This is a genomic window from Hyphomicrobium sp. B1 (assembly GCF_049532635.1).
Taxonomy (GTDB): Bacteria; Pseudomonadota; Alphaproteobacteria; order Rhizobiales; family Hyphomicrobiaceae; genus Hyphomicrobium_B.
The window spans coordinates 3,295,567-3,321,510 of the sequence record NZ_CP134871.1; the positions used below are offsets into that span (position 1 = coordinate 3,295,567).

Annotated in this window: 19 protein-coding genes; 9 read left to right on the forward strand and 10 right to left on the reverse strand. The window is 61.8% G+C overall.

Translation table 11 applies throughout. From position 1 onward, the window contains the following. Positions 1–287: 287 nt before the first annotated feature. Both RLW55_RS15830 and hspQ read left to right on the forward strand, forming a co-directional pair. A complete protein-coding gene (locus RLW55_RS15830; protein ID WP_013947566.1) occupies positions 288–1,349 on the forward strand; it encodes an HpcH/HpaI aldolase/citrate lyase family protein in 1,062 nt (353 codons plus the stop codon). Positions 1,350–1,399: 50 nt separating this feature from the next. Beyond that, positions 1,400–1,732: a heat shock protein HspQ gene (gene hspQ, locus RLW55_RS15835; protein ID WP_414462644.1), complete on the forward strand. Its 333-nt coding sequence runs from the start codon at positions 1,400–1,402 to the stop codon at positions 1,730–1,732. A 263-nt stretch (positions 1,733–1,995) separates the two neighbouring features. Here the strand turns inward: hspQ and RLW55_RS15840 are convergent, their stop codons facing one another. Then, on the reverse strand, positions 1,996–2,808 hold the full coding sequence (locus RLW55_RS15840; RefSeq protein WP_409559837.1) for an invasion associated locus B family protein: 813 nt from the start codon (positions 2,806–2,808) through the stop codon (positions 1,996–1,998). Positions 2,809–3,152: 344 nt separating this feature from the next. Here RLW55_RS15840 and RLW55_RS15845 point away from each other — a divergent pair, with 344 nt between their 5' ends. Next, a complete protein-coding gene (locus tag RLW55_RS15845) occupies positions 3,153–4,964 on the forward strand; it encodes an extracellular solute-binding protein (RefSeq protein WP_423414695.1) in 1,812 nt (603 codons plus the stop codon). Then, positions 4,961–6,493: a class I adenylate-forming enzyme family protein gene (locus RLW55_RS15850; RefSeq protein WP_423414696.1), complete on the forward strand. Its 1,533-nt coding sequence runs from the start codon at positions 4,961–4,963 to the stop codon at positions 6,491–6,493. The genes RLW55_RS15845 and RLW55_RS15850 overlap by 4 nt, the downstream gene beginning before the upstream one ends. 46 nt (positions 6,494–6,539) lie before the next feature. On the opposite strand, the gene mfd is transcribed toward RLW55_RS15850, so the two are convergent. Together mfd and RLW55_RS15860 are read right to left on the reverse strand one after the other, a co-directional pair. Beyond that, the gene (gene mfd / locus RLW55_RS15855; protein ID WP_423414697.1) at positions 6,540–10,025 is read right to left on the reverse strand and encodes a transcription-repair coupling factor; all 3,486 of its coding nucleotides are present in this window, start codon (positions 10,023–10,025) and stop codon (positions 6,540–6,542) included. A 9-nt stretch (positions 10,026–10,034) separates the two neighbouring features. Continuing rightward, positions 10,035–10,382 (reverse strand): succinate dehydrogenase assembly factor 2, encoded by a 348-nt coding sequence (locus tag RLW55_RS15860; protein WP_423414698.1) that lies wholly within the window; start codon positions 10,380–10,382, stop codon positions 10,035–10,037. A 127-nt stretch (positions 10,383–10,509) separates the two neighbouring features. On the opposite strand from RLW55_RS15860, the gene recG reads away from it, so the two are divergent. Further along, complete coding sequence (gene recG, locus RLW55_RS15865) at positions 10,510–12,624, forward strand: ATP-dependent DNA helicase RecG (RefSeq protein WP_423414699.1); 2,115 nt, start codon at positions 10,510–10,512, stop codon at positions 12,622–12,624. Here recG and RLW55_RS15870 read toward each other — a convergent pair. From RLW55_RS15870 to glmU, 5 genes are all read right to left on the reverse strand, one after another. Further along, a complete protein-coding gene (locus RLW55_RS15870; RefSeq protein WP_409559831.1) occupies positions 12,621–12,992 on the reverse strand; it encodes a VOC family protein in 372 nt (123 codons plus the stop codon). The two genes, recG and RLW55_RS15870, sit on opposite strands and share 4 nt — an antisense overlap. 56 nt (positions 12,993–13,048) lie before the next feature. Next, the gene (locus RLW55_RS15875) at positions 13,049–13,879 is read right to left on the reverse strand and encodes a DUF502 domain-containing protein (protein ID WP_409559830.1); all 831 of its coding nucleotides are present in this window, start codon (positions 13,877–13,879) and stop codon (positions 13,049–13,051) included. A 45-nt stretch (positions 13,880–13,924) separates the two neighbouring features. Next, the gene (locus RLW55_RS15880; RefSeq protein ID WP_423414700.1) at positions 13,925–15,298 is read right to left on the reverse strand and encodes an SPOR domain-containing protein; all 1,374 of its coding nucleotides are present in this window, start codon (positions 15,296–15,298) and stop codon (positions 13,925–13,927) included. 120 nt (positions 15,299–15,418) lie between these two features. Continuing rightward, entirely contained in the window at positions 15,419–17,239 is a 1,821-nt protein-coding gene (gene glmS / locus RLW55_RS15885) for a glutamine--fructose-6-phosphate transaminase (isomerizing) (RefSeq protein WP_423414701.1), read from the reverse strand. 128 nt (positions 17,240–17,367) lie between these two features. Continuing rightward, a complete protein-coding gene (glmU, locus tag RLW55_RS15890; protein ID WP_423414702.1) occupies positions 17,368–18,729 on the reverse strand; it encodes a bifunctional UDP-N-acetylglucosamine diphosphorylase/glucosamine-1-phosphate N-acetyltransferase GlmU in 1,362 nt (453 codons plus the stop codon). A 362-nt stretch (positions 18,730–19,091) separates the two neighbouring features. Between glmU and RLW55_RS15895 the strand changes: the two genes are divergently transcribed. After that, on the forward strand, positions 19,092–19,901 hold the full coding sequence (locus tag RLW55_RS15895; RefSeq protein ID WP_414462635.1) for an SPOR domain-containing protein: 810 nt from the start codon (positions 19,092–19,094) through the stop codon (positions 19,899–19,901). Positions 19,902–19,993: 92 nt separating this feature from the next. On the opposite strand, the gene ypfJ is transcribed toward RLW55_RS15895, so the two are convergent. Together ypfJ and RLW55_RS15905 are read right to left on the reverse strand one after the other, a co-directional pair. Further along, complete coding sequence (gene ypfJ / locus RLW55_RS15900) at positions 19,994–20,956, reverse strand: KPN_02809 family neutral zinc metallopeptidase (protein ID WP_414462634.1); 963 nt, start codon at positions 20,954–20,956, stop codon at positions 19,994–19,996. Between the two features lie 138 nt (positions 20,957–21,094). Next, positions 21,095–22,537, reverse strand: a complete 1,443-nt coding sequence (locus RLW55_RS15905; protein WP_013947551.1) for a malonyl-CoA decarboxylase — start codon at positions 22,535–22,537, stop codon at positions 21,095–21,097. An 86-nt stretch (positions 22,538–22,623) separates the two neighbouring features. On the opposite strand from RLW55_RS15905, the gene RLW55_RS15910 reads away from it, so the two are divergent. The 3 genes from RLW55_RS15910 (at position 22,624) to RLW55_RS15920 (ending at position 25,936) form a co-directional block, all read left to right on the forward strand. Continuing rightward, positions 22,624–23,121 carry a hypothetical protein gene (locus RLW55_RS15910; RefSeq protein WP_013947550.1) on the forward strand — a complete coding sequence of 166 codons (498 nt, stop codon included), beginning with the start codon at positions 22,624–22,626 and terminating at the stop codon, positions 23,119–23,121. A 335-nt stretch (positions 23,122–23,456) separates the two neighbouring features. Next, positions 23,457–24,902, forward strand: coding sequence for a YcjX family protein (locus tag RLW55_RS15915; RefSeq protein WP_409559824.1), 1,446 nt, complete (start codon positions 23,457–23,459; stop codon positions 24,900–24,902). Continuing rightward, positions 24,899–25,936, forward strand: coding sequence for a YcjF family protein (locus tag RLW55_RS15920; protein WP_423414703.1), 1,038 nt, complete (start codon positions 24,899–24,901; stop codon positions 25,934–25,936). Before RLW55_RS15915 ends, RLW55_RS15920 begins: the two co-directional genes overlap by 4 nt. Positions 25,937–25,944: the final 8 nt, after the last annotated feature.

The following is a 25,944-nucleotide window of genomic DNA, read 5'->3' on the forward strand; positions in this document are numbered from 1 at the left end:
GGAGGAGTAAGGAACCTCCCATGCCGGACCGGTCGATCAGAATCCCAGCTGCGGAGCGCGCCAAGGCGCTGTTTCATTCTTCCGAACGAGAACGGCACCAGGTGCCGGCGCGCTCCGTCTCCGATTTTCCCGCCGGTGCGACAAGCACGCGGCGGCGAGCGTGTGTGGCGCGCCTTGCTTCCGGCTCCCCGCAGAGGAGTCGCAAGGCGCCTTCAAAGAGTTGACAGCCGCCGCACGTCCCCTAAAGGATGCACGATCCTCCAAACGTTTGAACAGGATAGCTGCCGATGGCTTCGACGCGCACGCCCGCCAAGCACTTTTCGCCCCTCGCCATTGGCGCGCCGGAGCCCTATCGCACGCTGCCTGTGAAGCTCGAGCGCATGATCCATTTCGTGCCGCCGCATAACGAGAAAATCCGCTCCAAAATCAAGGACCTGGCGTCCCAGGTTGATGTCGTACTCGGCAACCTCGAAGACGCCGTACCGATGGACCAGAAAGAGAACGCCCGCAAAGGCTTCATCGAGATGGTCCGCGACAACGACTTCGGCGCAACCGGCGTCTGGACCCGCATCAACTGCCTGAATTCGCCTTGGGTTCTCGACGACGTCACCGAGATCGTCGCCGCCGTCGGCAACAAGCTCGACGTCATCATGCTTCCGAAGGTCGAAGGCCCGTGGGACATCCACTACCTCGACCAGCTTCTAGCCCAGCTCGAAGCCAAGCACGGCGTCAAAAAGCCGATCCTGATCCACGCCATTCTCGAAACCGCTGAAGGCGTCAACAACGTCGAAGCCATCGCCGCAGCCTCGCCGCGCATGCACGGCATGAGCCTCGGCCCGGCCGACCTCGCCGCCTCCCGCGGCATGAAGACGACCCGCGTCGGCGGCGGTCACCCCGATTACGGCGTGCTGGCCGATGCCCAGAAGGACAATCCGTCCGCGCCGCGCGCCTTCTACCAGCAGGATCTTTGGCACTACACGGTCGGCAAGATGGTCGACGCCTGCCTCGCCTACGGCCTGAAGCCGTTCTACGGCCCGTTCGGCGATTTCTCGGACCTCGCCGCCTGCGAAGCCCAGTTCCGGAATGCTTTTCTCCAGGGTTGCCTAGGCGCCTGGACGCTGCACCCCACCCAGATCGAAATCGCGAAACGCGTGTTCTCTCCCGATCCGGCCGAGGTAAAATTCGCCAAGCGCATCCTCGACGCCATGCCGGACGGCACCGGCGCCGTCATGCTCGACGGCAAAATGCAGGACGACGCCACCTGGAAACAGGCCAAGGTCATCGTCGATCTGGCCAAGATCGTGGCCTCGAAAGACGCCGAGCGCGCGGCACTTTATGGCGACCTCTAGGGCGTGGATATGGGCTTGCGCATGGGCCGCAACCGCCACACATTTACGCCATGAGTGACATTAAGCATGCAAAGTTCGCGATCGGTCAGGTCGTCCGCCATCGGCTTTATCCGTTCCGCGGACTGATCTTCGACATCGATCCGGAGTTTGCGAACACCGAAGAGTGGTGGCTGTCGATCCCTGAAGAGGTCCGCCCTCACAAGGACCAGCCCTACTATCACCTCTTTGCCGAGAACGCCGAGACGACCTACCTCGCCTACGTGTCCGAGCAGAACCTGCTGCTCGACGATACGCAGCAGCCGCTGCGCCATCCCGACATCGAAGATCATTTCATCATCGACGGCAACGGCGGCTATCGGCTTCGCCCCGAAGCGAATAACTGACCCCTCTCACCTGACGCCGTCTTCGTAACATCGTCATTCTCGATCGGACGAGCCTGCGAAGCCGATCGGGAATCCAGCATAAGAAGCTCCGAAGGCTCAAGCCCTCCCTCACCCTGCCCCTTCTCGCCAAGGAGAGAGCGCCCTCGGATCAGTCCGAGAGAGCCAACCTCTGCCTGCCCGGACAGCATCCCGTACCCACGCAACAAAAAACCGCCCCGAAAGGATCGGGGCGGTTTCGATTTAGAGTAACGCTGGTCCGACGATTACTTCTTCGTCGAGCTCGTCGTCGTCGGCGCCTTCTCGATCGGAGGCGCGCCCGGACCATCGAGCGGCAGATTCTTCATCTCGTTGGCCTTCCACTTCTCGGCCGCCTGCTGCTGACGCTGGCGGATTTGCGCCATCAGCTGGCTGCGAGCTTCGGCGTATTTCTTGTTGTCGACCGGAGGACCTGCAGCGGCTTCGTTGTAGCCGTCGAGCGGAACCGGGAAGCCGATCGGCTGCGCCGCAGCGTTCATGGCCAGAACCATGATGCCGCCGCCCGTCGACATTTCCTTCAAAATCTCAGGCGTCGCTTCCGTCTCGGCCGTGCAGCCCGCCGGATGGCAAAGCGCATAACGCAGTTCGATAGGCTTCAACTGCTTCTCGTCGATCTTCTCGCCCTTCGAGGCAGCGGCCCACTGGGCCTTCGTGTAAACGGCAGCGCGAATGCCCGGCGGGATGGCCATGCCGAGCGGCACCATGATCATCAGCGACTTCTTGGGCGAGCCCTCGACGGTGCGGATCGCCGCCGAAACCAGAACCATGCCGGTATTGCCGTCGAGACGCTCATGATGCGTGAGGCAGAGCGACTTCTCGGTCTTGACGTCCTTGCCGTCGGGCCCCTTCGTGACGACAGGCGCCTTCTCGCAAAGCTTGACCCATGCGCTTTGGGGTTTAGCAGCGGCGGTCTTCGCAGGCGCCGGCGCCTTTTTGGCGTCCGCGGCCTGAGCGCCGGCGGACGCAGCAGCGATTACCGCCAACATAGCAACGGCTGAAACGAGCGCCCTACCGCCCGTGCGCAATACTGCGTTTGCCATCAACGTAAAAATCCTCGCTTGTTTTGAACCAGCCCCGCCGGTTCGTCCCCTCAAAGTCGCCGCGCCGTTTGCTCGACATTGCAAGCTCGCGCAGACCCGGCATATACCTCTTGCCGTTCCTGAGCCGAGTAAGGCTCCGAATACGGCAATCCCGTGACCGGATCGAGCCCCTATTGGGGGCTTTTCCGCAGCCTTCTCAAACGTGGCCGCTCTGCAACTGCGACAAGCTGGACAGCAGGTCGAAACCGCCGCTAGAACATGCCCACGGCTTATTCGATGGGCATCTTGAATGCCGGGAATTATCCCGCTTTACCAAACACGTGGACGGCTTTCTGGTGCCTGGAATGTCATTTGGGAAATTCTCTCTCGCACTGCTGCTCACGGTCACGCTTGGCTGGAGCGCTGAGGCCGCTCCGGTTCGCGCCGTTGCACTGCACGGAAAACCGCTCTTTTCGGACAATTTCACGGCATTCCCCTACGTAAATCCGAACGCGCCGAAAGGCGGCAAGCTGACGCTCGGCGTCCTCGGCTCCTATGAAAACGTCAACCCGCTGATCGTCGGCGGCACGCCCGCATCCGGCATTCGGGAATTTGTCATCGAAGGTCTGATGGCGCGCAGCCTCGATGAGCCCTTCACCCTCTATGGCCTGCTCGCCGAGACGATCGACATCGCCGACGACCACAAATCCGTGACGTTCGCCATTAACCCAGCCGCGCGATTTTCCGACGGCCAGCCGGTCACCGCCGAAGATGTCCTCAACTCGTTTCAGCTCTTGAAGGACAAAGGCCGCCCCAATCACCGGACCTATTTCGCCAAGGTCACGAAAGCCGAAAAGATCGGCGACCGCAGCGTTCGCTTCACATTCGAAGACGCCAGCGACCGAGAATTGCCATTCATCCTCGGCCTGATGCCGGTCTTCGCCGCCCACGCGACCACGCCGGAGAAATTCGAAGCTGCCTCGATGACGCCGCTCGTCGGCTCCGGCCCCTACACGGTGTCGAAAATCGACGCCGGACGCTCGATCATCTACCAGCGCAACCCGGACTATTGGGGCAAGGATCTGGCCGTTAATCGCGGCCGGTTCAATTTCGACGAGATCCGCTTCGATTACTACCGCGACGCCTCATCCATGTTCGAAGCCTTCAAGGCGGGGAACATCGACCTGCGCCTGGAAGAAGACCCCGGCCGCTGGGCCACGGGCTATAATATCCCCGCCGTCCGCGACGGGCGTATCATCAAAGCCGAGTTCGACATCGGCTTACCGGCAGGCATGACAGCCCTCGTCTTCAACACCCGCCGCCCCATCTTTGCCGATCCTATGGTCCGGCACGCTTTGATGATGCTTTTTGATTTCGAATGGTGCAACCGCACGCTTTACAACGGTCTCTATAAGCGCACCGAAAGCTACTTCGAGCGCTCGTATCTGGCATCGACCGGCCATCCCGCCGACGCCTACGAGCAGAAGCTGCTTGCGCCATATCCCGACGCCGTGCGCCCCGAAATTATGGCCGGAACCTATCGCTTTCCCCAGACCGACGGCAGCGGGCAGGATCGCCCCACCCAACGCGCCGCGTTCGCGCTTTTGAAAAAGGCGGGCATGGTTCTGAAAGACGGTCGCATGATCAACGGCAAGACTGGCCAGCCTCTTTCTTTCGAAATTCTCGCCAACAGCAATGCCCAGGAAGCGTTGTTGCTGAGCTATGCGCGCAGCCTCGCGCCGCTCGGAATTCAGGCGCGCGTGCGTGTCGTCGACAGCGCTCAGTATCAGGCGCGGCTCACCGAGTTCGACTACGACATGATCCCGAACACTTGGGCGTCGTCGCTGTCACCCGGCAACGAGCAGCTGTTTCGCTGGTCGGCGAAAACGGTGAACGCGAAGGGCTCGTTCAACTACGCGGGCGTGAGCAACCCGGCGGCCGACGCGATGATCGACGCGATGCTGGCGGCGAAGACCGAGCCCGATTTCATCTCGTCTGTGCGCGCGCTCGATCGCGTGCTGCTGTCGGGCGATTACGTCGTGCCGCTGTTCTACACGCCGAAGCTGTGGGCGCCCTATTGGTCGCGCCTCAAGCATCCGGAAAAGACGCCGGTGTTTGGCTATTCGGTCGATACATATGGCAATTGGATCAGTACTTGGTGGTCTGCCACGAAATGACGACGGTGAGTGATCGTCTCTTCAACATGGCGGATTACGCCATCGGCCGCGCGGCGCGCGCGACGCCGGATAAAACAGCGCTCCTCGTCTACGACACGGCGTCGCCCGAACGCCCAATGGAAAGCTGGACGTTCGGCCAGATCGAGGAAGCAATCCTGCATCTCGCGGCCGGTTTGACCGCACGCGGTCTCAAGCGCGGCGACCGCATCGCCATTCGGCTCGGCAATTCGAGCCAATCCGCATTGCTGTTCTTTGCCGCGATGGCCGGGGGTTTCATCGCCCTTCCCTTGTCCGATCAGTTGACCGCAACGGAACTGAAATCGCTTCTCGAAGACAGCGGCGCCGCGGCGATCGCAACATCGTCGCCGCTCACCGATGACATCATGCTTGGCGCGATCGTCCTGACATCCGCTGACGTCGCTTTACTGATGCGCGGACCGACGCGCGCCGACTACACACCGACCGCCACCGACGATCCCGCATTCCTGATCTACACCTCCGGCACGACGTCGAAACCCAAGGGCGTGCTGCACGCACAGCGCTCCGCTCTCGGCCGCCGCCCGATGTATCAGGGCTGGTATGGCATCACGCCTGATGACCGCATGCTGCACGCAGGTGCCTTCAACTGGACGTTCACGCTTGGCGTCGGCCTGACCGACCCGTGGGCGAACGGCGCAACCGCCATTGTCTGTACCGGCGATAAGGCGCCTGAGCTTTGGCCAGCGCTCATCGCCTCAACCGGCGCGACGCTGTTCGCCGCGGTTCCAGGAGTCTATCGCCAAATTCTGAAATACGCGCGCCCCGACCGCGGCACGCTCGGCCGGCTCCGCCACGGATTGACGGCGGGCGAAACGCCGCCGCCCGGTTTGATCGAGGAATGGACCGCAACCACTGGCCTGCCGCTCTACGAAGCCCTCGGTATGAGCGAGATCTCGACGTACATCTCGACAGGTCCAGACGTGCCCTATCGCTCCGGTACCGTAGGCAAACCGCAGGCGGGCCGTCGCATCGCGATCCTTCCCGCAGAAGGCGGCAATCAACCGTTGCCGACTAGCGCCGAAGGCCTGATAGCCGTTCATCGCTCCGATCCCGGCCTGATGCTCGGCTATTGGAACCGCCCAGACGAGGAAACTGAAGTCATACGCGGCGAGTGGTTCGTTGGCGGCGATCTCGGTTCCATCGACGCCGATGGCTACGTCACGCATCTCGGCCGCGCCAACGAACTGATGAACGCAGGCGGTTATCGCGTCTCGCCGCTCGAAATCGAAGCGGCGCTCGCAGCGTGCCCTGGCGTGGCCGAAGTCGCGTGCTCAGAAATCCGCATACGGAGCGATGTGTCGATCATCGGCGCGTTCGTCGTCGGCAACGATGCAGCGAAGATCGACGCCGACACCGTCAAAGCCTTCGCCTCCGAACGCCTCGCTGCCTACAAGGTGCCGAAAGAAATCGTCTTCGTCGACAAGCTCCCCCGCACCGCCAACGGCAAGGTGCAGCGCAAGGCGCTCGCACCGCTGCTTCAGTCGAAATAACCGTCATCCCGGCAAAGACCGGCATGACGGTGTCGAAGACAAAAACCTAAGCCGCCTTTTTGGTTTTCGCGGCGAGGTCGGCGAACTGCTGCACCAGCGCACGCACGCCCTTGAGACGCAGCTCTGGCAAGTCCCAATCCGAGCGATAGACGAGCCGCTGATCAGGCTGCACCTTGAGAAGCCCGCGCGAATTCTGCACGAGCGAGATGAGTCCTTCGGGGTTCGCAAACCGCCCCTTGTAAAGCGTGATGACGGCGCCCTTGGGACCCGCATCGACCTTCGCAATGCCCGCCGTGCGGCACAGGCCTTTGATCTCCATGACGTCGAGCAGATGGCCAACTTCGTCCGGCAGCGGACCGAAGCGATCGACCAATTCCGCTGCGAACGCATCGATCTCGGAGCGCTTTTCGAAACTCGACAAACGCCGATAGAGACCGAGGCGAAGTTGTAGATCCGTGACGTAGCTTTCCGGAATCATGATCGACGTACCGAGCTGGATCTCCGGGCTCCACTTGTCGTCCGCTTCGAGATCGCCGCCCTTCATCGCCGCGACCGCCTCTTCGAGCATTGACTGATAAAGCTCGAAGCCGACCTCGCGAATATGACCCGACTGTTCTTCGCCGAGCAGGTTGCCTGCGCCGCGAATATCGAGATCGTGCGACGCCAGCGAGAAGCCCGCACCAAGCGTATCGAGCGATTGCAGAACCTTCAGCCGCTTCTCCGCGCCCTCGGTCAGCTTTTTATCGGGTGGCGTCGTGATGTACGCGTAAGCACGCGTCTTCGAACGGCCGACACGTCCGCGCAACTGATAAAGCTGCGCAAGACCAAACATGTCGGCGCGATGCACGATCAGCGTATTCGCATTCGGCACGTCGAGACCGGACTCGACGATCGCCGTCGAAAGAAGAATGTCGTACTTGCCCTCGTAGAACGCCGTCATCACGTCTTCGAGTTCGGTCGGTGACATCTGCCCCGTGGCGCGCGCGAACGCGAGATCGGGCACGGCTTCGCGCAGGAATTCCGCGATGTCGTCGAGATCAGAAATGCGCGGCGCGACGTAGTACGTTTGGCCGCCACGGAAGCGTTCGCGTCTGAGCGCTTCCTTCAAAATCACCGGATCGAATGGCGAAATAAACGTGCGCACCGCGAGGCGATCGACCGGCGGTGTGGTGATGAGCGAAAGTTCGCGCACGCCCGTCAGTGCAAGTTGCAGCGTGCGCGGGATCGGCGTCGCCGACAGCGTCAGCACGTGCACATCCTCGCGCATCTTCTTCAGGCGTTCCTTGTGATTGACGCCGAAGTGCTGCTCCTCGTCGATGATGAGTAGTCCGAGCCGTGCGAAGTCGATGCCCTTACCAAGCAGCGCGTGCGTGCCGACGACGATGTCGACGTTGCCCGACTTCAGTCCCGCCTTCACCTCGGCGAGATCCTTCGCACTGACCATGCGGGACGCCTGCGCGATCGTCACGGGCAAGCCCTGGAAGCGCTGCGCAAATGTGCGGAAGTGCTGTCGCGCTAGCAGGGTCGTCGGCACCACGACCGCAACCTGCAAACCGTTCATCGCAGCCGTAAACGCCGCGCGAATGGCGACTTCCGTCTTACCGAAACCGACGTCACCGCAGACAAGGCGGTCCATCGGCTTGCCCGACGCCATGTCGGCAAGAACGGCGTCGATGCTCGCCGCCTGGTCTTCCGTCTCCTCGTAAGGAAAGCGCGCAACGAATTCATCGTAAGCGCCGGTCGGCGGAATAAGCACGGGCGCTTCCCGCATCGCCCGCATTGCCGCGATCTTGATCAGCTCGTTGGCGATCTCGCGCAGGCGCTTTTTGAGCTTGGCCTTGCGCGTCTGCCAGCCGACCCCGCCGAGGCGATCGAGCTGTGCATCGCCCTCGTCCGAACCGTAGCGCGACAATAGCTCGATGTTTTCGACCGGCAGGAACAGCTTATCGCCGCCGGCATAATGCAGCTCGAGACAATCGTGCGGCGCGCCAAGCGCGGTGATCGTCTGCAGTCCGTGGAAGCGGCCGATACCGTGATCGCTGTGCACGACAAGATCGCCGACCGAAAGGCTCGTCGCCTCGGTGAGAACGTCGGCAGCCTTTTTCGCGCGGCGGCGCTGGCGCACGAGGCGGTCGCCCAGAATGTCCTGCTCCGCGATGACCGCGAAGTCCGGCGTCTCGAAACCTTCCTCGATGCCGAACACGGCGAACGCCGTCTCCTTCGGACGCATCGCCTGCACGCCCGCGAAGTCATCGACCTTCACGGCGTCCTTCAGCCCATGGTCTTCAAGCAGCGTGATGAGCCGCTCGCGCGCACCAGGCGTCCAGCACGCAAGAATAACGCGCCGATTGTCGCCCTGAATGCGCCGGATATGCCCGACGGCCGCATCGAACACATTCGCATCCGGATTGGCGCGCTCGGCGGCAAAGGTGCGCCCGCGCTTGCCGTGCATCTGGTACACGTTCGTCGTACCCGGATCGTCGAACGGCGTCAGGCGCGAAACGGTCCGCGCATCAAGCGCCGCTTTCCAGGCCTTGCCGTCGAGGAACATCTGATCCGGCGGCACCGGCTTATAAGGCGGTGCGCCAAAGCGCTGACCTTCAAGCGAGTCGACACGCGCCTCGTAATGTTCGCGGATCTGCTCGAAGCGGCGCTGGATGGCTTCATCCGACATATGATCGAAGCTGATACCCACACCCGGCAGATAGTCGAACAGCGTCTCCAGGTTGGGATGAAACAGCGGCAGCCAGTGCTCCTGGCCGACATAGCGCCGTCCGCTGCTGACCGCCTCGTAAAGCGGATCGTCGCCCGTGTTGCCGCCGAACAGCGCGACGTAGCGCGTGCGGAACAGCGCCTTCGCCGCCTCGCCGAATGCCACTTCGCTGACCGGCATCAGCGAGAACTTCGGCACCGGCTTCTGCGAGCGCTGCGTCTCCGGATCGAACGCCTTGACGGACTCCAACTGGTCGCCGAAGAAATCGAGGCGGATCGGCAAGCTGCGTCCCGGCGGATAAAGATCGACGATACCGCCGCGTTGCGCATATTCGCCGGGCTCCATCACTGTACTGGAGCGATCGTAGCCGTAGGACTCCAGTCGCCGGATCAGGTCAGCCGGATCGAGCCGCTGCCCTGGCGCAATAGTCTTCACCGCCCCGCGGATGAAACTGCGTGGCGGCACGCGCTGCAAAATCGAATTGACCGTCGTCAGCACCAGCGTCGGCTTTTTGCGTCCGCCGACCGCGAGCTTGCCAAGCGCCGTGATCCGCTTCGATACAATCTCCGGATTGGGGCTGGTGCGGTCGTACGGCACCGTATCCCACGACGGGAACGGCACGACCGAAACATCGGGCGCAAAGAACGCTACCGCCGCCTGCAATTCGTCGAGCCGCCGGTCGTCGCGAGCGACATGCAGATGAATGCCCGGCAGATCGCCTGAGCGCGCAGCCTTCGTCACGTCCGCAATGACGCGGCCGTCGAAGCCTTCCGGAACGCCTGAAAAGATTGCGCGTGAATTTTGAACGTCTGTCGTCATCAACTCGTCTTAGCTCGCCGTGGCGCTGAGGCCATGAAAGGCGCGAATGTCATTCACAAGATCTTCGAACTCGATGCCGGCAAAACCCTCGCCCGAAAAAATCCATTGCTGCAGCGCCGGATCGGGGATGGTCAGGAACCGCTCGAAGCGCGCGATCTCCTCGCCAGAATAGCCCGGCAGCCGGTCATCGGCATAACGTCCGACAAGAACGTCCATTTCCTTCGTGCCGCGGTGATGCGCGCGGTAAGACGCCCGCCGCCTGCGCGTTTCAAGTTCGTCGGTCATATGCAGCTCAGGTTGCATGGCAATGGTATAAAGCGCTGCCGGCAGCTTGACGGAGTGCCGGCTGGCCGTCACGGTGCGTCATTCGCGAAGGGCTCGTATAGCGCCCGCAGCTTGGCTCGCCTAGCGCGGCGGACGATGCTTATTGCCGCGACCTTAGGGCGCGGCCGCGAATTTGAACAACCGCAGGCCCCTTTCGACGATGCGACCAGCCCTCCTGAACCCGCTTTTCGCATCGGCACAAACGCTCGGCGGCATCGGCCCTCGCCTGATCCTACTGCTGAAAAAGTGCCTGGCGCTGCCTCCCGGCATCTCGGAGCCTCGCGTCATCGACGTGCTCTGGCATATGCCGACCGGCGTTATCGACCGCCGCAGCCAGCCGCGCCTGACCGAGGCCATCCCCGGCACCATCGTCACCCTGGAACTCCGCGTACTGAAGCATAAACCCTCGCCACGGGGAAACACCAAGGCGCCCTATAAAGTCACCTGCGAGGACGACACCGGCCGTATCGATCTGGTGTTTTTCCATGCCGAACACAAGTTCATCGAGCGTCAGCTCCCCGTCGGCGAAATCCGTTTCGTCTCCGGCCGCATCGAGCGCTACGGCGACAACCTCCAAATGTCCCACCCGGATTATATCGTCTCGCCGGAAGCGCGTGACGAGATGCCGATGCTGGAGCCTGTCTATCCGCTCACCGCTGGCCTCTCCGGAAAGATCGCGTTGAAAGCCGCACGTCAGGCCGTCGATCGCGTCCCCGAATTTCCCGAATGGCAAGAGGCTCACTGGCTGAAGGCCCGCGACTGGCCGAATTTCAAGGACGCGATTTCTTACGTTCATCGCCCCGACGACGCGCAGGACGTTTCGAGCGGTGCTGCGCCATGGCAGCGCCTCGCCTTCGACGAGCTTCTGGCCGGGCAGCTCGCCTTCGCGCTGGTCCGTCGCAACCTCAAGACCGAGCGCGGACGCCGGTTGTCGGGCAACGGCGAAATCCGCGCCAAGATCGCCGCCGCGCTTCCCTTCTCGCTGACCGGGTCACAGAAGAACGCGCTTGAAGAAATTTCGGCCGACCTCGCAGCTTCCCACCGCATGCTGCGTCTGCTGCAGGGTGACGTCGGCTCCGGCAAAACCGTTGTCGCGCTGATGACGATGGCGGTCGCGGTGGAAGCGGGCGCCCAGGCCGCGATGATGGCGCCGACCGAAGTTCTCGCCCGTCAGCACATCGATACCATCGCGCCGCTCGCTGACGCCGCCGGGCTGCGCCTTGCGCTTCTCACTGGCCGCGAGAAGGGAAAAGCCCGCGACGCCGTCATCTCGCGCTTGGCATCGGGCGAGATTGACATTCTCGTCGGCACGCACGCGCTGTTTCAATCCGATGTGATCTTTAAGGATCTCGCGGTTGCCGTCATCGACGAACAGCATCGCTTCGGCGTGCACCAGCGCATGGCTTTGCAGTCGAAAGGCACAAATGGCGACACCAACGTCCTCGTCATGACCGCCACGCCCATTCCGCGCACACTGTTGATGACCCATTACGGCGACCTCGACGTCTCGAAGCTCACCGAAAAGCCTGCCGGACGCAAACCCGTCGTCACCAAGGCCGCGCCGCTCGAACTGCTCGAACGCCTGATCGACCGCATCCGCGTACAGCTTGAGGAAGGCGCACAGGTCTATTGGGTCTGCCCGCTGATCGAAAGCTCCGAGCTGACCGATCTCGCCGCAGCGGAAGAACGCTATGCCTATCTCCGCCAACTCTTCGGCGACACGGTGGGTTTGCTCCACGGCGGCATGAGCGGGAAGGAGAAAGACGAGACGATGGCCGCGTTCGCCGCGAACCGGCTCAAAATTCTCGTCGCAACTACCGTTATCGAGGTCGGCGTTAACGTGCCGAATGCCAACATCATGGTGATCGAGCATGCCGAGCGCTTCGGCCTCGCCCAGCTGCACCAGTTGCGCGGACGCGTCGGCCGCGGTGCGCGGGAATCCTTCTGCATGCTGCTTTATAAATCGCCGCTCGGCGAGACCGCCGAAGCACGCCTCAAGATGATGGAAGAAACCGAAGACGGCTTCAAAATCGCGGAGAAGGATTTGGAGCTGCGCGGCGGCGGCGAAATTCTCGGTGCGCGCCAAAGCGGTGACCCGGGGTTCCGCATCGCAGATGTTCCGGGACGCGATGCCCTCCTCGAAGCGGCACGCGACGACGCGGTGCTAATACTCGAAAAAGATCCCAACCTCGTCTCACCGCGCGGGCAAGCGCTGCGTACGCTGCTCTATCTCTTCGAATGCGACGAAGCCGTCCGTCTGTTTCGCGCGGCTTAGATCGCCTGCGCGAACATCATCCGGTGTCCCTCGGGAGTTGCGACGCCCATTTCCCGCCAGCCCCACGGTTTGTCGGCAGGACCGGAAAGAATAAGCGCGCCGCGAGCTTTAAATTCCGCGTGCAGGGCGTCCACATCATCAGTCGCAAAGAAGCCGAAATAGCTATGGTCGCCAAGTTCCGATGGAGCGAGCGCATCCGGACAACGGCCGAGCATCACCCTCACGCCGCCCCGAACAAGCGCCTGCCAGTTGTCGCCGTCGTTCCAGTCCTTCTCGAAACCGAGCGCGTCAATGAAATAGGTAGTCGAACCGTTGAGGTCATGTACGGCGAGCACAAACGCATGCGGCGAAAGCGTGGGTTTGGTCATGTCGGCGACGGGCCATCAATATCGGACATCGATACTTATTATTGTTTGCCTCTAGATTACGCTGCCGGCTTGTCGCCGCTGCGCCGGAAGCGCGATTTTTTCTTCGCGGCAGCCTCAGCAAGAAGCTTGAGCTTTTCCTGCTCGGTATTCGGCATGACGATACCGCCCGACAGAATGATCTTGGCTGCTTCCTCGACTGTCATATTCAGGAACACCACATTCGAACGCGGCACGAAGCAGATGAATCCGGTCGGCGGCACGATGCCGGTCGGCATGAAGACGGTCAACAGATCGCCCTCACCGCCGGGTTGCACGTCCTTGATTTCGCCGGTCGTCTCTCCCGTCACGAACACGAGGCTCCAGATCTCTTTCGAGGGGAATTCGATCATCCCCACCTTCTGAAAGCTCTGGCTTGGGCCCGTTGTCGAGATCACGCTCTCAAAGATCTGCTTAAGCGCGCCGTAAACGTTACGGACGATCGGCGTGCGCGACATCATCAGTTCGCCGGAAGACACCAGCGCACGGCCGAGAAGGTTTGCAGCGAGCGCGCCTATCAGCGTTAAACCGAAAACCGCGATGACCAGCCCGAAGCCTGGAACCGGAAACGGCAAATAGGTGTCGGGATTGAACCAGGTCGGCAAGAGCGGCTTGATCCAGGCGTCGATCCAATGGATCACGCCCCACATCAGCCAAAGCGTAATGGTGACGGGGCCGACGATGACGAGGCCCGTCAAAAACGCGTTGCGAAAACGCGAGCCGAGCCGCCAGCCTGTTTTTCCGCTGTCGCTCGCAAGGCGCTTGAGGCCCGCTGTCAATTGCGCGTCGGACGGCGTAACGCCCATCACGCGACGGACATCGTGCTCAGGATCAACCGGGGGAGGAACCATTCTCTCCTACTCGAGCATCAGACCCGACGGAGGGACGGGCATCCCTCAGTTTGTCACGACCAGACAGTCAAGGCCACTGCTTCTGAGTTTGTTGCAGAGGCTTCGCGGCTCGGCTTGCGAAGCGTAGCCGCCGATACGGACCCGATAGAAGGTGCCCATGCTGCCAATCACTGCGGAATCGACGACCGGCCGATGATTGCCAAGCTCCGCACCGTGCTCCGCCATGAGCTTCTGAGCCAACGCATCGGCCTGAGCCTTCGAGCGCAGCGCTGCGATATGGATCTTGAACTTGCCCTTCGTCACGACAGGCGCAGCAGGTTGCGCTTCTCGCGAATAGGACGCCTTCTCGGCGCGGATCACATCATGTTGGCCATGGTTTGCAACAGTCGTCGCACTGCTCCAGCTTGATGTCTCGGGCGCAACCGCAACGGTCGATGCCGTCGTCACGCCAGCCGGTGGCGGTGCTGCGGGCGCCGGCGCAGACGAGCCGCCGCCGCTGAACATGTTTGAGAAGAAACCGGACACATTCCCCGGAATGGCGGTGACCGTCTGAGTGAATGACGATCCTGTGCTTGGCGCTGCTGCGACAGGCGCGGGCTCCGGTTGTGGCTGCGGCGTGGACGACTGTCCCCAGCCGAAGAAGCCCGCAATGCCCGATGACGCAGGCTTTGCCGGGGTCCCGGCGACACTGCCAGCAGCAGCAGACTGAAGTGTCGTTTCGCCATTGACGGGCGAAGGCGTGCTCTCAGCCGACGCCGCGTCCGTATTGGCGGCTGCCTTCTGGGCATTGGCGGCCTCGGCGACGGCCGCGGCCGACAGCCCTGCGGAACCGGCGTTCGGTCCTGGCGCTGCATTCGCAGTCACATTCGACGCCGGTGCTGAAGCGACGGCAGGTGTGCCGATAACGCGCTGGTCGGGTCGGCTGCCAGTATCCGAAAGGCCGGCCATGCTGTAGGCCTCTGACCGCTCGACCATCGCCGACTTCTGCTCATCGGGGCTCAATCCGTTTTTCAGCCAGATCGCGCTTGTGAGATCGGAAATCGCCAGACCTGCTTGATTGTCCTTTTTGTAGGCCCGGCCGCGTGTGAACATTGCCTTGGCCAATTCCGGCGACGACAGCTTGCCGGATTTAATCGCCACCGATAGCTGTTCGATCGACGGCTTGAATTTCCCGGCGGCATAAGCCTTGAGGCCGGCATCATAGGCTTTTTTGGCCGCTTCGGTCTCGGCAGCCTTCTGAGCGGCATCGCCACCCGCTCCAGCCTGCGGACCTTGCGCCGACGGACCTGCAGGCCCGCTCGCTGCTTTTGCCTTACGCGCCTCGCCGATAGACGGCCAAACCGCAAGGGTGCTTGCAAATACGCACGCCACAGTAGCAGCGAGCGCCGCACGGCGCGCGAGCACTTGGAATTGCGTCATCTCCCGTACCTTCCCCAATGGTCACGTTCTGAAGTGGCGTAACCCTCCCTTCGCGCTGATAATTGAACCAGCGGAACGAGGCGAATTAAGGGCCCCCACCCCCAATGCGCCGGCTTTGGGCTACTCCACCGTAACTGACTTCGCCAGATTCCTGGGTTGGTCAACGTCGGTCCCCATCAGCACCGCCGTCTGATAGGCGATGAGCTGAGTAGGAACAGCATAGATCATTGGCGCGACAAATGGGTCAACCTTTGGCATCGGGATATGCCCGGCAAGTTTACATCCGGCCTTGCCCGGATCGGCATCCGAAATCAGGATGACCTGCCCGCCCCGCGCCGCGACCTCCTGAAGGTTCGAAACCGTTTTCTCGAACAGTTCGTCCTCCGGTGCCACCACGACGACCGGCACGCTTTCGTCGATCAGCGCGATGGGGCCGTGCTTCAGCTCGCCAGCGGCGTAGCCCTCGGCGTGGATGTAAGAAATTTCCTTAAGTTTCAATGCGCCTTCGAGGGCGATGGGGAAGCTCGACCCACGCCCTAGGTACAGCACATCGTCCGCTTTTGCCAGTTCGTGAGCGACGGCCAGATAGGCCTCATCGCTCCTCAGAATGGACGCCACATGCCGGGGCACTTCCATCAAAGATTTGATGAGAGATGCCTCCTGCTCAGCCGTGATCGTGTTCCGCGCCCGGGCGATCGCAATTGCGAGACAGGCCAGAACCGAAAGCTGGCAAGTGAACGCTTTTGTCGACGCAACTCCGATTTCCGGCCCCGCCAGCGTCGGCAACGCGGCATGTGATTCGCGCGCGATCGTCGACGTCCGGACGTTCACGATGGACGCAATACGTTGGCCATTGGCCTTCGCGTACCGAAGCGTCGCGAGCGTATCGGCCGTCTCGCCGGATTGAGAAACGAAGACCGCCAGGCCGTTTTCCGGCAGCGGCGCCTCGCGATAACGCATTTCCGATGCGACATCGATATCGACCGGGACGCGTGCGAACCGCTCGATCCAGTATTTTGCGACGAGCCCGGCATAATAGGCCGTGCCGCACGCCGAGATCGTAACCCGGCTGATCGTCGACAGATCGACGCCGAGATCGGGAAAACGTACGCGCCCAGCCGTCATGTCGAGGTAATTCGCCAGCGTGTGCGAAATCACCTCCGGCTGCTCGTGAATTTCCTTCGCCATGAAATGGCGATAGTTGCCCTTGTCGATCAACAGAGAGCTCGCAACGGCTTTGACGAGCGGCCGCTCGACGCGGACACCGTCGATATTGAAGATCTCGGCGCCCGAACGGCGCAGAACAGCCCAGTCGCCTTCCTCGAGATAAGTGATTGCATCCGTGAACGGCGCAAGGGCGATGGCGTCCGAACCGAGATACATTTCGCCGGAACCGTGCCCGATTGCGAGCGGCGAACCCTTTCGCGCCGCGATCATCAGATCCTCTTCACCCGCAAAAATGATGCCGAGTGCAAAAGCCCCCTGCAAATGCTGCAAAGCATTGCGGACGGCCTCGATGGGCTTCGCACCTCGATCCATCTCTTCCGTGATGAGATGAACGACGGCTTCGGTGTCCGTGTCAGTCTCGAACTTGTGGCCCTTCGCCTCAAGCTGCGTCCGCAGCTCGCGGAAATTCTCGATGATGCCGTTATGGACGACGGACACCTTGCCGGTCATGTGCGGATGCGCATTGCGCTCCGTTGGGCGTCCGTGCGTCGCCCAGCGCGTATGGCCGATGCCTGTGCGCCCTCCCAGCGGCTCAGAGATCAGCCGCTTTTCGAGATTGCGAAGTTTGCCCTCGGCACGCCGGCGCTCAATACCTGTGCCTTCGACCGTCGCGATGCCGGCCGAATCATATCCACGGTATTCGAGCCGCCGCAGGGCATCGACCAGATTGGTCGAAACCGACGATTTCCCGAGAATTCCGACGATCCCACACATTGGACCGGTCCCCCGAATGCGCTTCCCCTTATCCGACGATGAAGCCGGTTAAGGATGTTCTCAAATCACAGTATATTTCAAAGCCCCGCACGTGCCGAGCGCACGCCAATTCCGCAACTGGTTAACAGTTACTTTTTTTGCGCCGCTTTGCGACGGGACATCATGATGCGGAACTTCTCCGCCCACCCAGGACGCTCCTCCTGCGCACTCCGCTCCAGCGCCAGCGCGCCGGGGCTGACATCCTTGGTGATGACGCTTCCTGAACCGATGTAGGCGCCCTTCCCGATCTTCACCGGCGCCACAAGCGACGAATTCGATCCAACGAAAGCTTCCTCTCCAACCTCTGTCAGCTGCTTGTTAAAGCCATCGTAGTTGCAGAAGATCGTGCCCGCGCCGATGTTCGCCCCCGCCCCGACGCTGCCATCGCCCAGGTAGGAGAGATGATTTGCTTTGGCTCCTGCCCCGAGCGTCACGTTCTTGACCTCGACGAAATTGCCGATGTGAACGTTCTCGCCGAGACGCGCTCCCGGCCTCAGCCGTGCGAATGGGCCAAGTCTGACACCCTTGCCGACGACTGCCCCCTCGACATGGCAAAACCCCAGTATTTCGGCACCTTCTTCGACAGTGACGCCTGGCCCAAATATGACATTTGGCTCAATCCTGACGTCGCCCGCGATCCTGGTGTCGAAACTCAGCCAGACCGTCTCCGGCGCAATCATCGTCACGCCATCGCGCATGAACTTCGAACGCATACGCCGCTGCCATATCGCTTCGGCCTGCGCGAGTTGCTCTCGGCTATTGACGCCAACGACATCGTCCTCGTTGCATACGACGACCGTCGCACGCACACCGGCCTCGCGACCGACCGCAACGGCGTCTGTGAGATAGAATTCGCCCTTCGCATTGTCGCAGCCGATGCGCGCCAGAAGAGCGGCGAGGTCCGGCACTCGAAAGGCCATGGCACCTGAGTTGCAGAGGTCGATATTCCGCTCCGCATCGCTCGCGTCCTTCTCCTCGCGGATCGCTGTCAACGTGCATGTATCGTCGAGCAGCAATCGGCCGTAGCCCGTGGGGTCCTTCGGCCGAAAGCCCAGCACCGCAATCCCAGCACCACCATCCAGAGAATCGCGCATCTCGGCGATCACTTCCGGCCGGACGAGCGGCGTATCGGCAAACAGCACGATAACGTCGAGACCTTTGCTATCCGGAAACGCAGGTTTGGCCGCCAGCACAGCATCCGCCGTCCCGCGTTGGTTCGCCTGCTCGAATATCTGAACATCCGGGACGAGCCGTTTCGCTTCTGCAGCAACGGCCTCAGCACCGGGAGCTACCACGACAGCAAATCTGCCGCCGGTCGAGGACGCCGTCCCAAGAACGTGCGCCAACATCGACTGCCCGGCAATCTTGTGAAGCACCTTTGGCAGCGACGACTTCATCCGTGCGCCCTTGCCAGCGGCAAGCACGACATAGAGACAGGGCCGGGGACTCATGGATGACCTTGCGTTTCAACTACAGCCTGGGTCGGAACGCGAACGCCAAGATGCCCGCGCGCACAGCCCACTCCTGCCATACCGCCTGCCCTCCATGCGCTGCAAGGCCTGCATCCGCAACCGCTTCAGTCTCCTTGGAAAGACGGCTTGACCAAATGCCGCCACAGCCGCTTTGCCGTGGTTTTACTGACGGATAGCCGATCTGCAGCATCTCGGCCTTCGTCCACAGCTTCGCGCATGTTTCCCCCGCCATGCCATTGCGGCAGCCGCAAGGCCGAACCAACCTCATCCACGTAGTGAAAATGATTCGGGGAAGCTCCGCTCGCCCGGAGCACCCGCAAGGCAGTAGGACGACACACGCCATGACGAAGCCCGCAACCGATAAGCCGATGCGCCCGAAAGCCAACGCTTCGCCCTATTCGGCCGCTTGGGCCGTACTTGGTGTTGCAGGCCTTGGCTATCTTGGCATCGCGTTTTTTGCGCCGCAGCTCCTTCCCGATCTGTCGCATGGCCGTCAGCACGCCGCCGAGACGACCGTCATGAAGGTGTCCGCGGACGTCGAGACCCTGAAAGCGTCGCTGAGCAAGATCGAAAGCGATATTTCGATAGTCAAAGCCGACGTCGCAACGCAAGCGACCCAGACCGAGCAACTGAGTTCGCAAGTGGCAGCGCTTGACGACAAGGTCCGCGTCGCCCAGGCGCAGACACCGGCTGTGACCACCACCGCATCGGCCGCTCAGCCCACGGGGACGGACGCCGCCCCGGTCGATGACGCAGATGGCGGCCCTGCTCCGCCGAAGATCATCAACTCGCCCCCGCGCGTCGGCGCGCCGATCGAAACCGGCAGCGTTGATAAGAAATCTGCAAACAAGCCGATTTCGTTCGGTCCGGCCGTCGTGAAACCGGCACCGCACCCCTACGGCATCCAGATCGCAACCGATCCTTCGATCGACGGTCTACGGATCACTTGGGGAGCCCTGTCGCAAATTCACCCCGAGCAGCTCAGCCAATTGAAAGCCCGCTATGCCGACGTTGGTACGGCAGGCAATCCCAATTACGGTTTGATTGCCGGACCGGTAAAGTCGAAGGCTGAAGCACGTAAGCTGTGCAAAGAGCTTCTGGCGCAATCGATCAGCTGCAAGGTCAGCGATTATCGCGGCAACGTGCTCTAAAACTCTAAGAAAGCGGCGGGCCTTCTCTATTTTGGTTGCCCGCACAAAGAAAGGGGCCGTCGGGAACGGCCCTTTTTCATGGACTCGGCGAGTTATGGGCTGGCCGTGTTGAACGTATCGCACGCATCCATGCGACCCGACTCCAGACCGGCTTTGAACCAGTGGACGCGCTGTGCTGCCGTGCCGTGCGTGAACGCATCGGGCACGACCCGGCCCGTCATGCGCCGCTGGATCATGTCGTCACCAATCTGAGACGCAGCGTTGAGCGCCTCTTCGACGTCGCCCGGCTGTAATCGCTTCTTCATCTGATCGTTGAGATTGGCCCACACACCGGCCAGGCAGTCCGCTTGCAGTTCGGTCCGAACCTGAATCTGGTTGGCCGTCGCTTCGTCGCCTGCACGCTCCTTCAGCTCCTGCACCTTCTGCAAAATGCCGAGCTGGTTCTGTACGTGGTGCCCAACCTCGTGCGCAATGACGTAAGCCTGCGCAAAATCTCCGGCCACGTTGAAGCGGCGCTTCAGCTCATCATAGAACGCAAGGTCGATGTAGACCTTCTGATCGAGCGGGCAATAGAACGGTCCCATCGCCGTCTGGCCGACGCCGCACTGCGTACGCGTCGCGCCGTTGTAGATGACGAGCTTAGGATCGGGATAATTGCGTCCGAAGCTCTTGAACACCGACGTCCAAACGTCCTCGGTGTCGGCAAGCACCTTGCCGATAAACTCCTTCTCGGCGTCGTCATTGTTCGCCGTTTTCGACTGGGATCCCGGCAAACCCGGAATGTTCGACGGCGAACGATCAGGCCGCTCCGTCGTCTGTGGCAGTTGCGGCATCTGAATCTGGCTGTTCGGTCCAAGCAGAACGTCGAGCGGATTGATGCCGAAGAACAGCATCACCGCACCGATGATCAGCAGCGTTGTAATGCTGAACCCGCCGCGGCCGATCGGGATTTGAATGCCATTGCCGCCCGGAAACTGAAAACCTCCGCCGCCGCCGTCTTGACCGCGACGGTCCTCGACATTGCTGCTTTCCCGGTCGTTTTGATCGTAGCGCATCGCGGACCTTCATTATGACGATTGCATTACGATCCGGCAGCCGAACATCAGCGCAGAGCGCAACGCTTTGCGCCCATACTGCACGGGGAAATAGCCTTTACAAGGGCCTCCTTGGTGGCCCCGGGCAGCGCCGTGCGACTAGGATTGCGGTTCCTCGCCGCGAACACGCTTCGTCTTCGAAACACCGGGCAGCGCCAGTAGTTCTGGCATTGCAGCAAGGCCTTTTGTCTTCGCCAGCGGCCGCAGAAGCCCGCGGACGGCGCGTGAGGCAGCGACCGTTCCCTGATCTGCATATGCCTCGTGATTGCGCTCGATCTCTGCAAGATCGTAACGATAGTTGACCATCAGGCCGTGCGCTTCACGCAGCCCCTTTTCGGATGTATCGCCCAGCCAATTCAGCCGCTCGAGCCGAGCGCCGTTTCCGAGATGAAAGCGCGCAACCTGATCGACGGGGCGTTCATCGCTCGAGCGCGCAGAGAGATAATAATAGGCGGCAAGCCCCATCAGTGCCGACTTCAGTTCGTCCGTGCCGGGTGCATCCTTGACGGCATCCTCGACCCAGCGCGGATCGCGCAGGCGCGTGAGCGCCTTGCGGTCCTCGGCGCTGACCGGCACATCGCTGCCGCTTGCCAGCGCCCGATCGACCCAACGCGCGAAACTCGGCGCCGGCGATAGCGTCACGAACGTCTTCAATGTCGAAACATCGCGCGCCAGGTCTTCGACCACCTGCTTCAGAAGGAAGTTGCCGAACGAGACGCCTTTGAGGCCCTCCTGGCAATTTGAGATCGAATAGAACACGGCCGTCGTCGGTGGCGCATCATCGTCCGTTGAACGGCCGTCGAGCACGGTCGAGATCGCATCGGGCGTATCGCGCATCAGCGCGACCTCGACGAAGATCAGCGGCTCATCGACCAGCGCCGGATGAAAGAACGCGAAGCAACGCCGGTCCTTCGGATCGAGACGACGGCGCAAGTCATCCCAGCCGCGAATTTCGTGCACCGCTTCGTATTGAATGATCTTTTCCAGGATCGCCGCCGGCGTTTGCCAGTCGATACGGCGAAGCACGAGAAAGCCGCGGTTGAACCATGACCCGAGCAGTCGTTCGAGATCACGATCAACGGCAGCCAGCCCCTCGTCCGACTTGATATGACGAACAAGGTCAGCCCGCAGCGCCACAATTTCGGCGGTCGCTCCGGGCGCCAGGTTGAGCCGCCGGAAAAATTCCAGTCTCGGGCTGTAGGAGGCTCTCTGCAGCCGCCCGAGCGTTTTCTCTGATGGGTTGTCGAGGTAATTCCGCGCCGCCTCGGCAACGTCGGCGGCGTCAGGTTGCAGGTCCTCGGCGAGAAAATGATAGAACGCCAGCCGCTCTTCGCTGCTCGCCTTTTTGAGCTGATTGAGGAGCTGCCGCGCAATCGCGACGCCCGAGGCTTCGCCCCGTCCCGACATCAGCGCCCGCGACAGAACCTCGATCGATTCACCGGCGCTGTCGCGGAACAGCGCCTTCGGCAGCAGCGCCCGCCCCTGCTCGGCAACGGTGGCCATCAATTCCTGAAAGAACGAGACGTTGACGCGGTCTGCCATGGGTGTGGATCGGGCTCCTGTCGTTAACGTTTGCTTAACCGTATCGGTCGAGCATCCCGTCGTTGCTTGTATAGGGCATTTTCCCCATGACCGATCGCTTTTCAACCGGCTCACCGTCGTCGAGTCTCGGCGCGGCAAATAACGACACCGGCCGCGTGGCCTTTTGCGGCCCGTATGTGCTCTCCGCGATCACCGGCTACGGCATTTCGAAGATCGAAGATGTCATTCGCGAAGGGCGCGAGTTGCCTCCGCACCGCAAGCCGGTCGTGCGCGGTACCTATTCCGACGAGGTCGAAGCCGCGCTCGCCTATTTCGGTTACCGCATGGAGCTGAAAGAAAGCCACATGCACCGCGCCAGGAAAGAACGGCCGACGTTCTGGACGTGGATGCAAAAACCCAGAAGCGCCTGGGCCTATTACATTTTGGCCATCCACAAGGGTAAGGAGGGCCACTGGATTCTCGTGAAGGGCGTCAAGATGTGCGACACCTTCACCGAAGGGAAATGGACATTCGTGGTCGACGGCCCCCATCGCGGCTGCCGGATCATGGAAATATTCGAAGTGCGCAAGGCCCACGACGCCTGATTTCGCTCCTGAACCGACAGTTTCCTTCCATGAACGCCGCCTGAACCTGCGCGTCAGGGCTTATTCAAACCTTTGAGCCTATGGTCCTTCCAACACTGGTTGTGGGGACTTGGCAAAGGAGAAAGGCCGTGTCCGAATTTCTGCGTTCAGGCGCCATCATGTTGATGGCTGTCGCGGTAATGGCTGCAGGCGTTATCGTCTTTTTCTACGGTTGAGCCGCAGCACTTGATATGGCGCAAGACAGGCGCCCGAAACGTCTTGTCGCGACCTGCAAGTTACGCCACTTAAAGGGGGGCCTTTCCGGGCCCCTTTTCATTGGCGACACGCGGCACCTCTTGGCTGATATCTCATACTCTCTCATCAAAGATGCGCAGGCGCGCCTGACCGATTACCTGACGCCGTCGATCCGGCTCGGCGTGACGGGACTGTCCCGCGCCGGCAAGACGGTCTTCATTACGGCGCTCGTCCGTAATCTTGTCAGCGGCGGCCGCCTGCCCTTTTTCGCTGCCGACGCTGAGCACCGCATCGTCCGCGCCTACCTCGAACCCCAGCCCGACGACAGCATTCCGCGCTTCGACTATGAGGCGCATTTGGCGGACCTGCTCGCAACACCGCCGCGCTGGCCCGAAAGCACCCGGCGCATCTCGGAGTTGCGCGTCACCATCGAATACCGCTCGGCTTACGCTCTTAAGCGCCTCGCCGGATATTCGAAGCTGCACGTTGATATCGTCGATTACCCCGGCGAATGGCTGATCGACCTGCCGATGCTGGAGCAGGACTTCCGCGCTTTCTCGGCTGGCGCCCTGGCGCTCGCACGTTCGCCGTCGCGCGCCGAGTATGCCAAGCCGTTTCTCGATTTTCTCGCCGGCACCGATCCGGCCGCCGCCGAAGACGAGCAGATCGCCATTACCGGCGCAAAACTCTTCACGGCTTACCTGCGCGCCATGCGCGATAGCGGCGCCCAATCGACGCTCGCCCCTGGCCGCTTCCTGCTGCCGGGCGAACTCGACGGCTCGCCCTTGCTGACATTCTTTCCGATGCCGCTGACGTCTGAAGAACGCCCGCCGCGCGGTTCGCTCGCCGCGATGATGATGCGCCGCTTCGAGAGCTACAAGTCATCCGTCGTCAAACCGTTCTTCAACGATCACTTCGCCAGGCTCGACCGCCAGATCGTGCTGGTCGACGTGCTGACAGCGCTGCATCGCGGAGCCGACGCCGTTGGCGATCTCGAACGCGCCATGACCGATATTTTGCGTGCCTTCCGCCCCGGCGCCAACTCATGGCTTTCGATGTTCCTCGGACGGCGCATCGACCGTGTCTTGTTCGCAGCGACAAAGGCCGACCACCTTCCCGCCTCCAGCCACGATCGCCTCGAAGCCATCCTGAAAGAAATCGTCGACGAAGCAGTGAAGCGCGCCCAGACCGAAGGTGCCGGCGTTCATGCGCTTGCGTTGTCAGCCCTGCGCGCCACCCGCGAGGCGACCGCCAAGCAAGGCAGCGAAAGCCTCCCCTGTCTCCGCGGTACACCGATCAAAGGCGAGCGCATCGGCACCGTGACGTTCGACGGAACGGCCGAAGCCGCAATCTTTCCGGGCGACCTTCCCGCCGACCCGGCCGCTGCGCTGAACGCTGCGCGCCACGCAAAATCGGCCTCTCTTGAACTCGTCCGCTTCGCACCGCCGAAGCTCATCGATACACTGCCCGACGGCAAACCAGCCGCCTTCCCCCATATCCGGTTGGACCGCGCACTCGATTTCCTGATCTCGGACTATCTCTCATGAGCTTCGAGGACAACGCCCCGCCGCCGCGAAAACCCCGTGTCTTCAAGGCAGACGACATCACCGAAGATACGGACTTCACCGCCGACGACATTCGCGACGGCGGCGCCGTGACGTCACGGCGTTCGGACGTTCCCGCACGGCGTTTGTCGGTCAACGATATCAATCGTGGCTTCCGTTTCGGCAGCGTCATGCTTTCAGCGATGGCGGCGCTAGCATCGATTGCGGCAGGACTCTGGTTCACGCGCTTCGTTTCAATCGCGCTCGAACGTAAGGACTGGGTCGGCTGGGTCGCCTTCGGACTGATGGTCATCATCGGACTGGCCCTGCTCGGGATCGTCCTGCGCGAACTCCTCGGGTTCCGCCGCCTTGCACGCCTCGCAAAACTGCGTTCCCTCGTCCGCGCGACGCTCGCCAAGCCCGATGTCGCGGCCGAACGCAAAGCTGTCTCTGCCTTGCTCGCCCATTACCGCGGCCGTCCCGATCTTTCCTGGGGTTTGGCGCGGGTCAAAGACCATTCCGGCGATGTTCTAGAGCCCGGCGAGTTGCTTCGCCTATCGGATCGCGAGCTGCTGCGTCCGCTCGACGGCGAAGCCCGCAAGGTCATCCTGGCGTCCGCGAAACGCGTCGCAACGGTGACTGCGCTTTCTCCCATCATGTGGGTTGCGATGGGCTACGTGCTTGTCGAGAACGTTCGCATGTTCCGCGCGATCGCGAGCCTCTACGGCGGACGCCCGGGTCTTCTTAGCGCCCTCCGCCTCGGACGCAACGTCATCGGCCACATCATCGCGACCGGCGGCATCGCCATGACGGATGACTTGCTCGGCCAGTTCGTCGGCCAAGATGTACTACGGCGGCTCTCGCGACGCCTCGGCGAAGGCGCGTTCAATGGTGCACTCACCTCGCGTCTCGGTGTCGTTGCCGTCGAGGTGATCCGACCGCTCCCCTATCTCGACTCCGAACCGTTACGCGTGCGCGAGATCTTCAACGAATTGGTCCGTTCGCTACGCGGCGCTGACAAGCAGGCCGAAGGTTAGACAAGAGC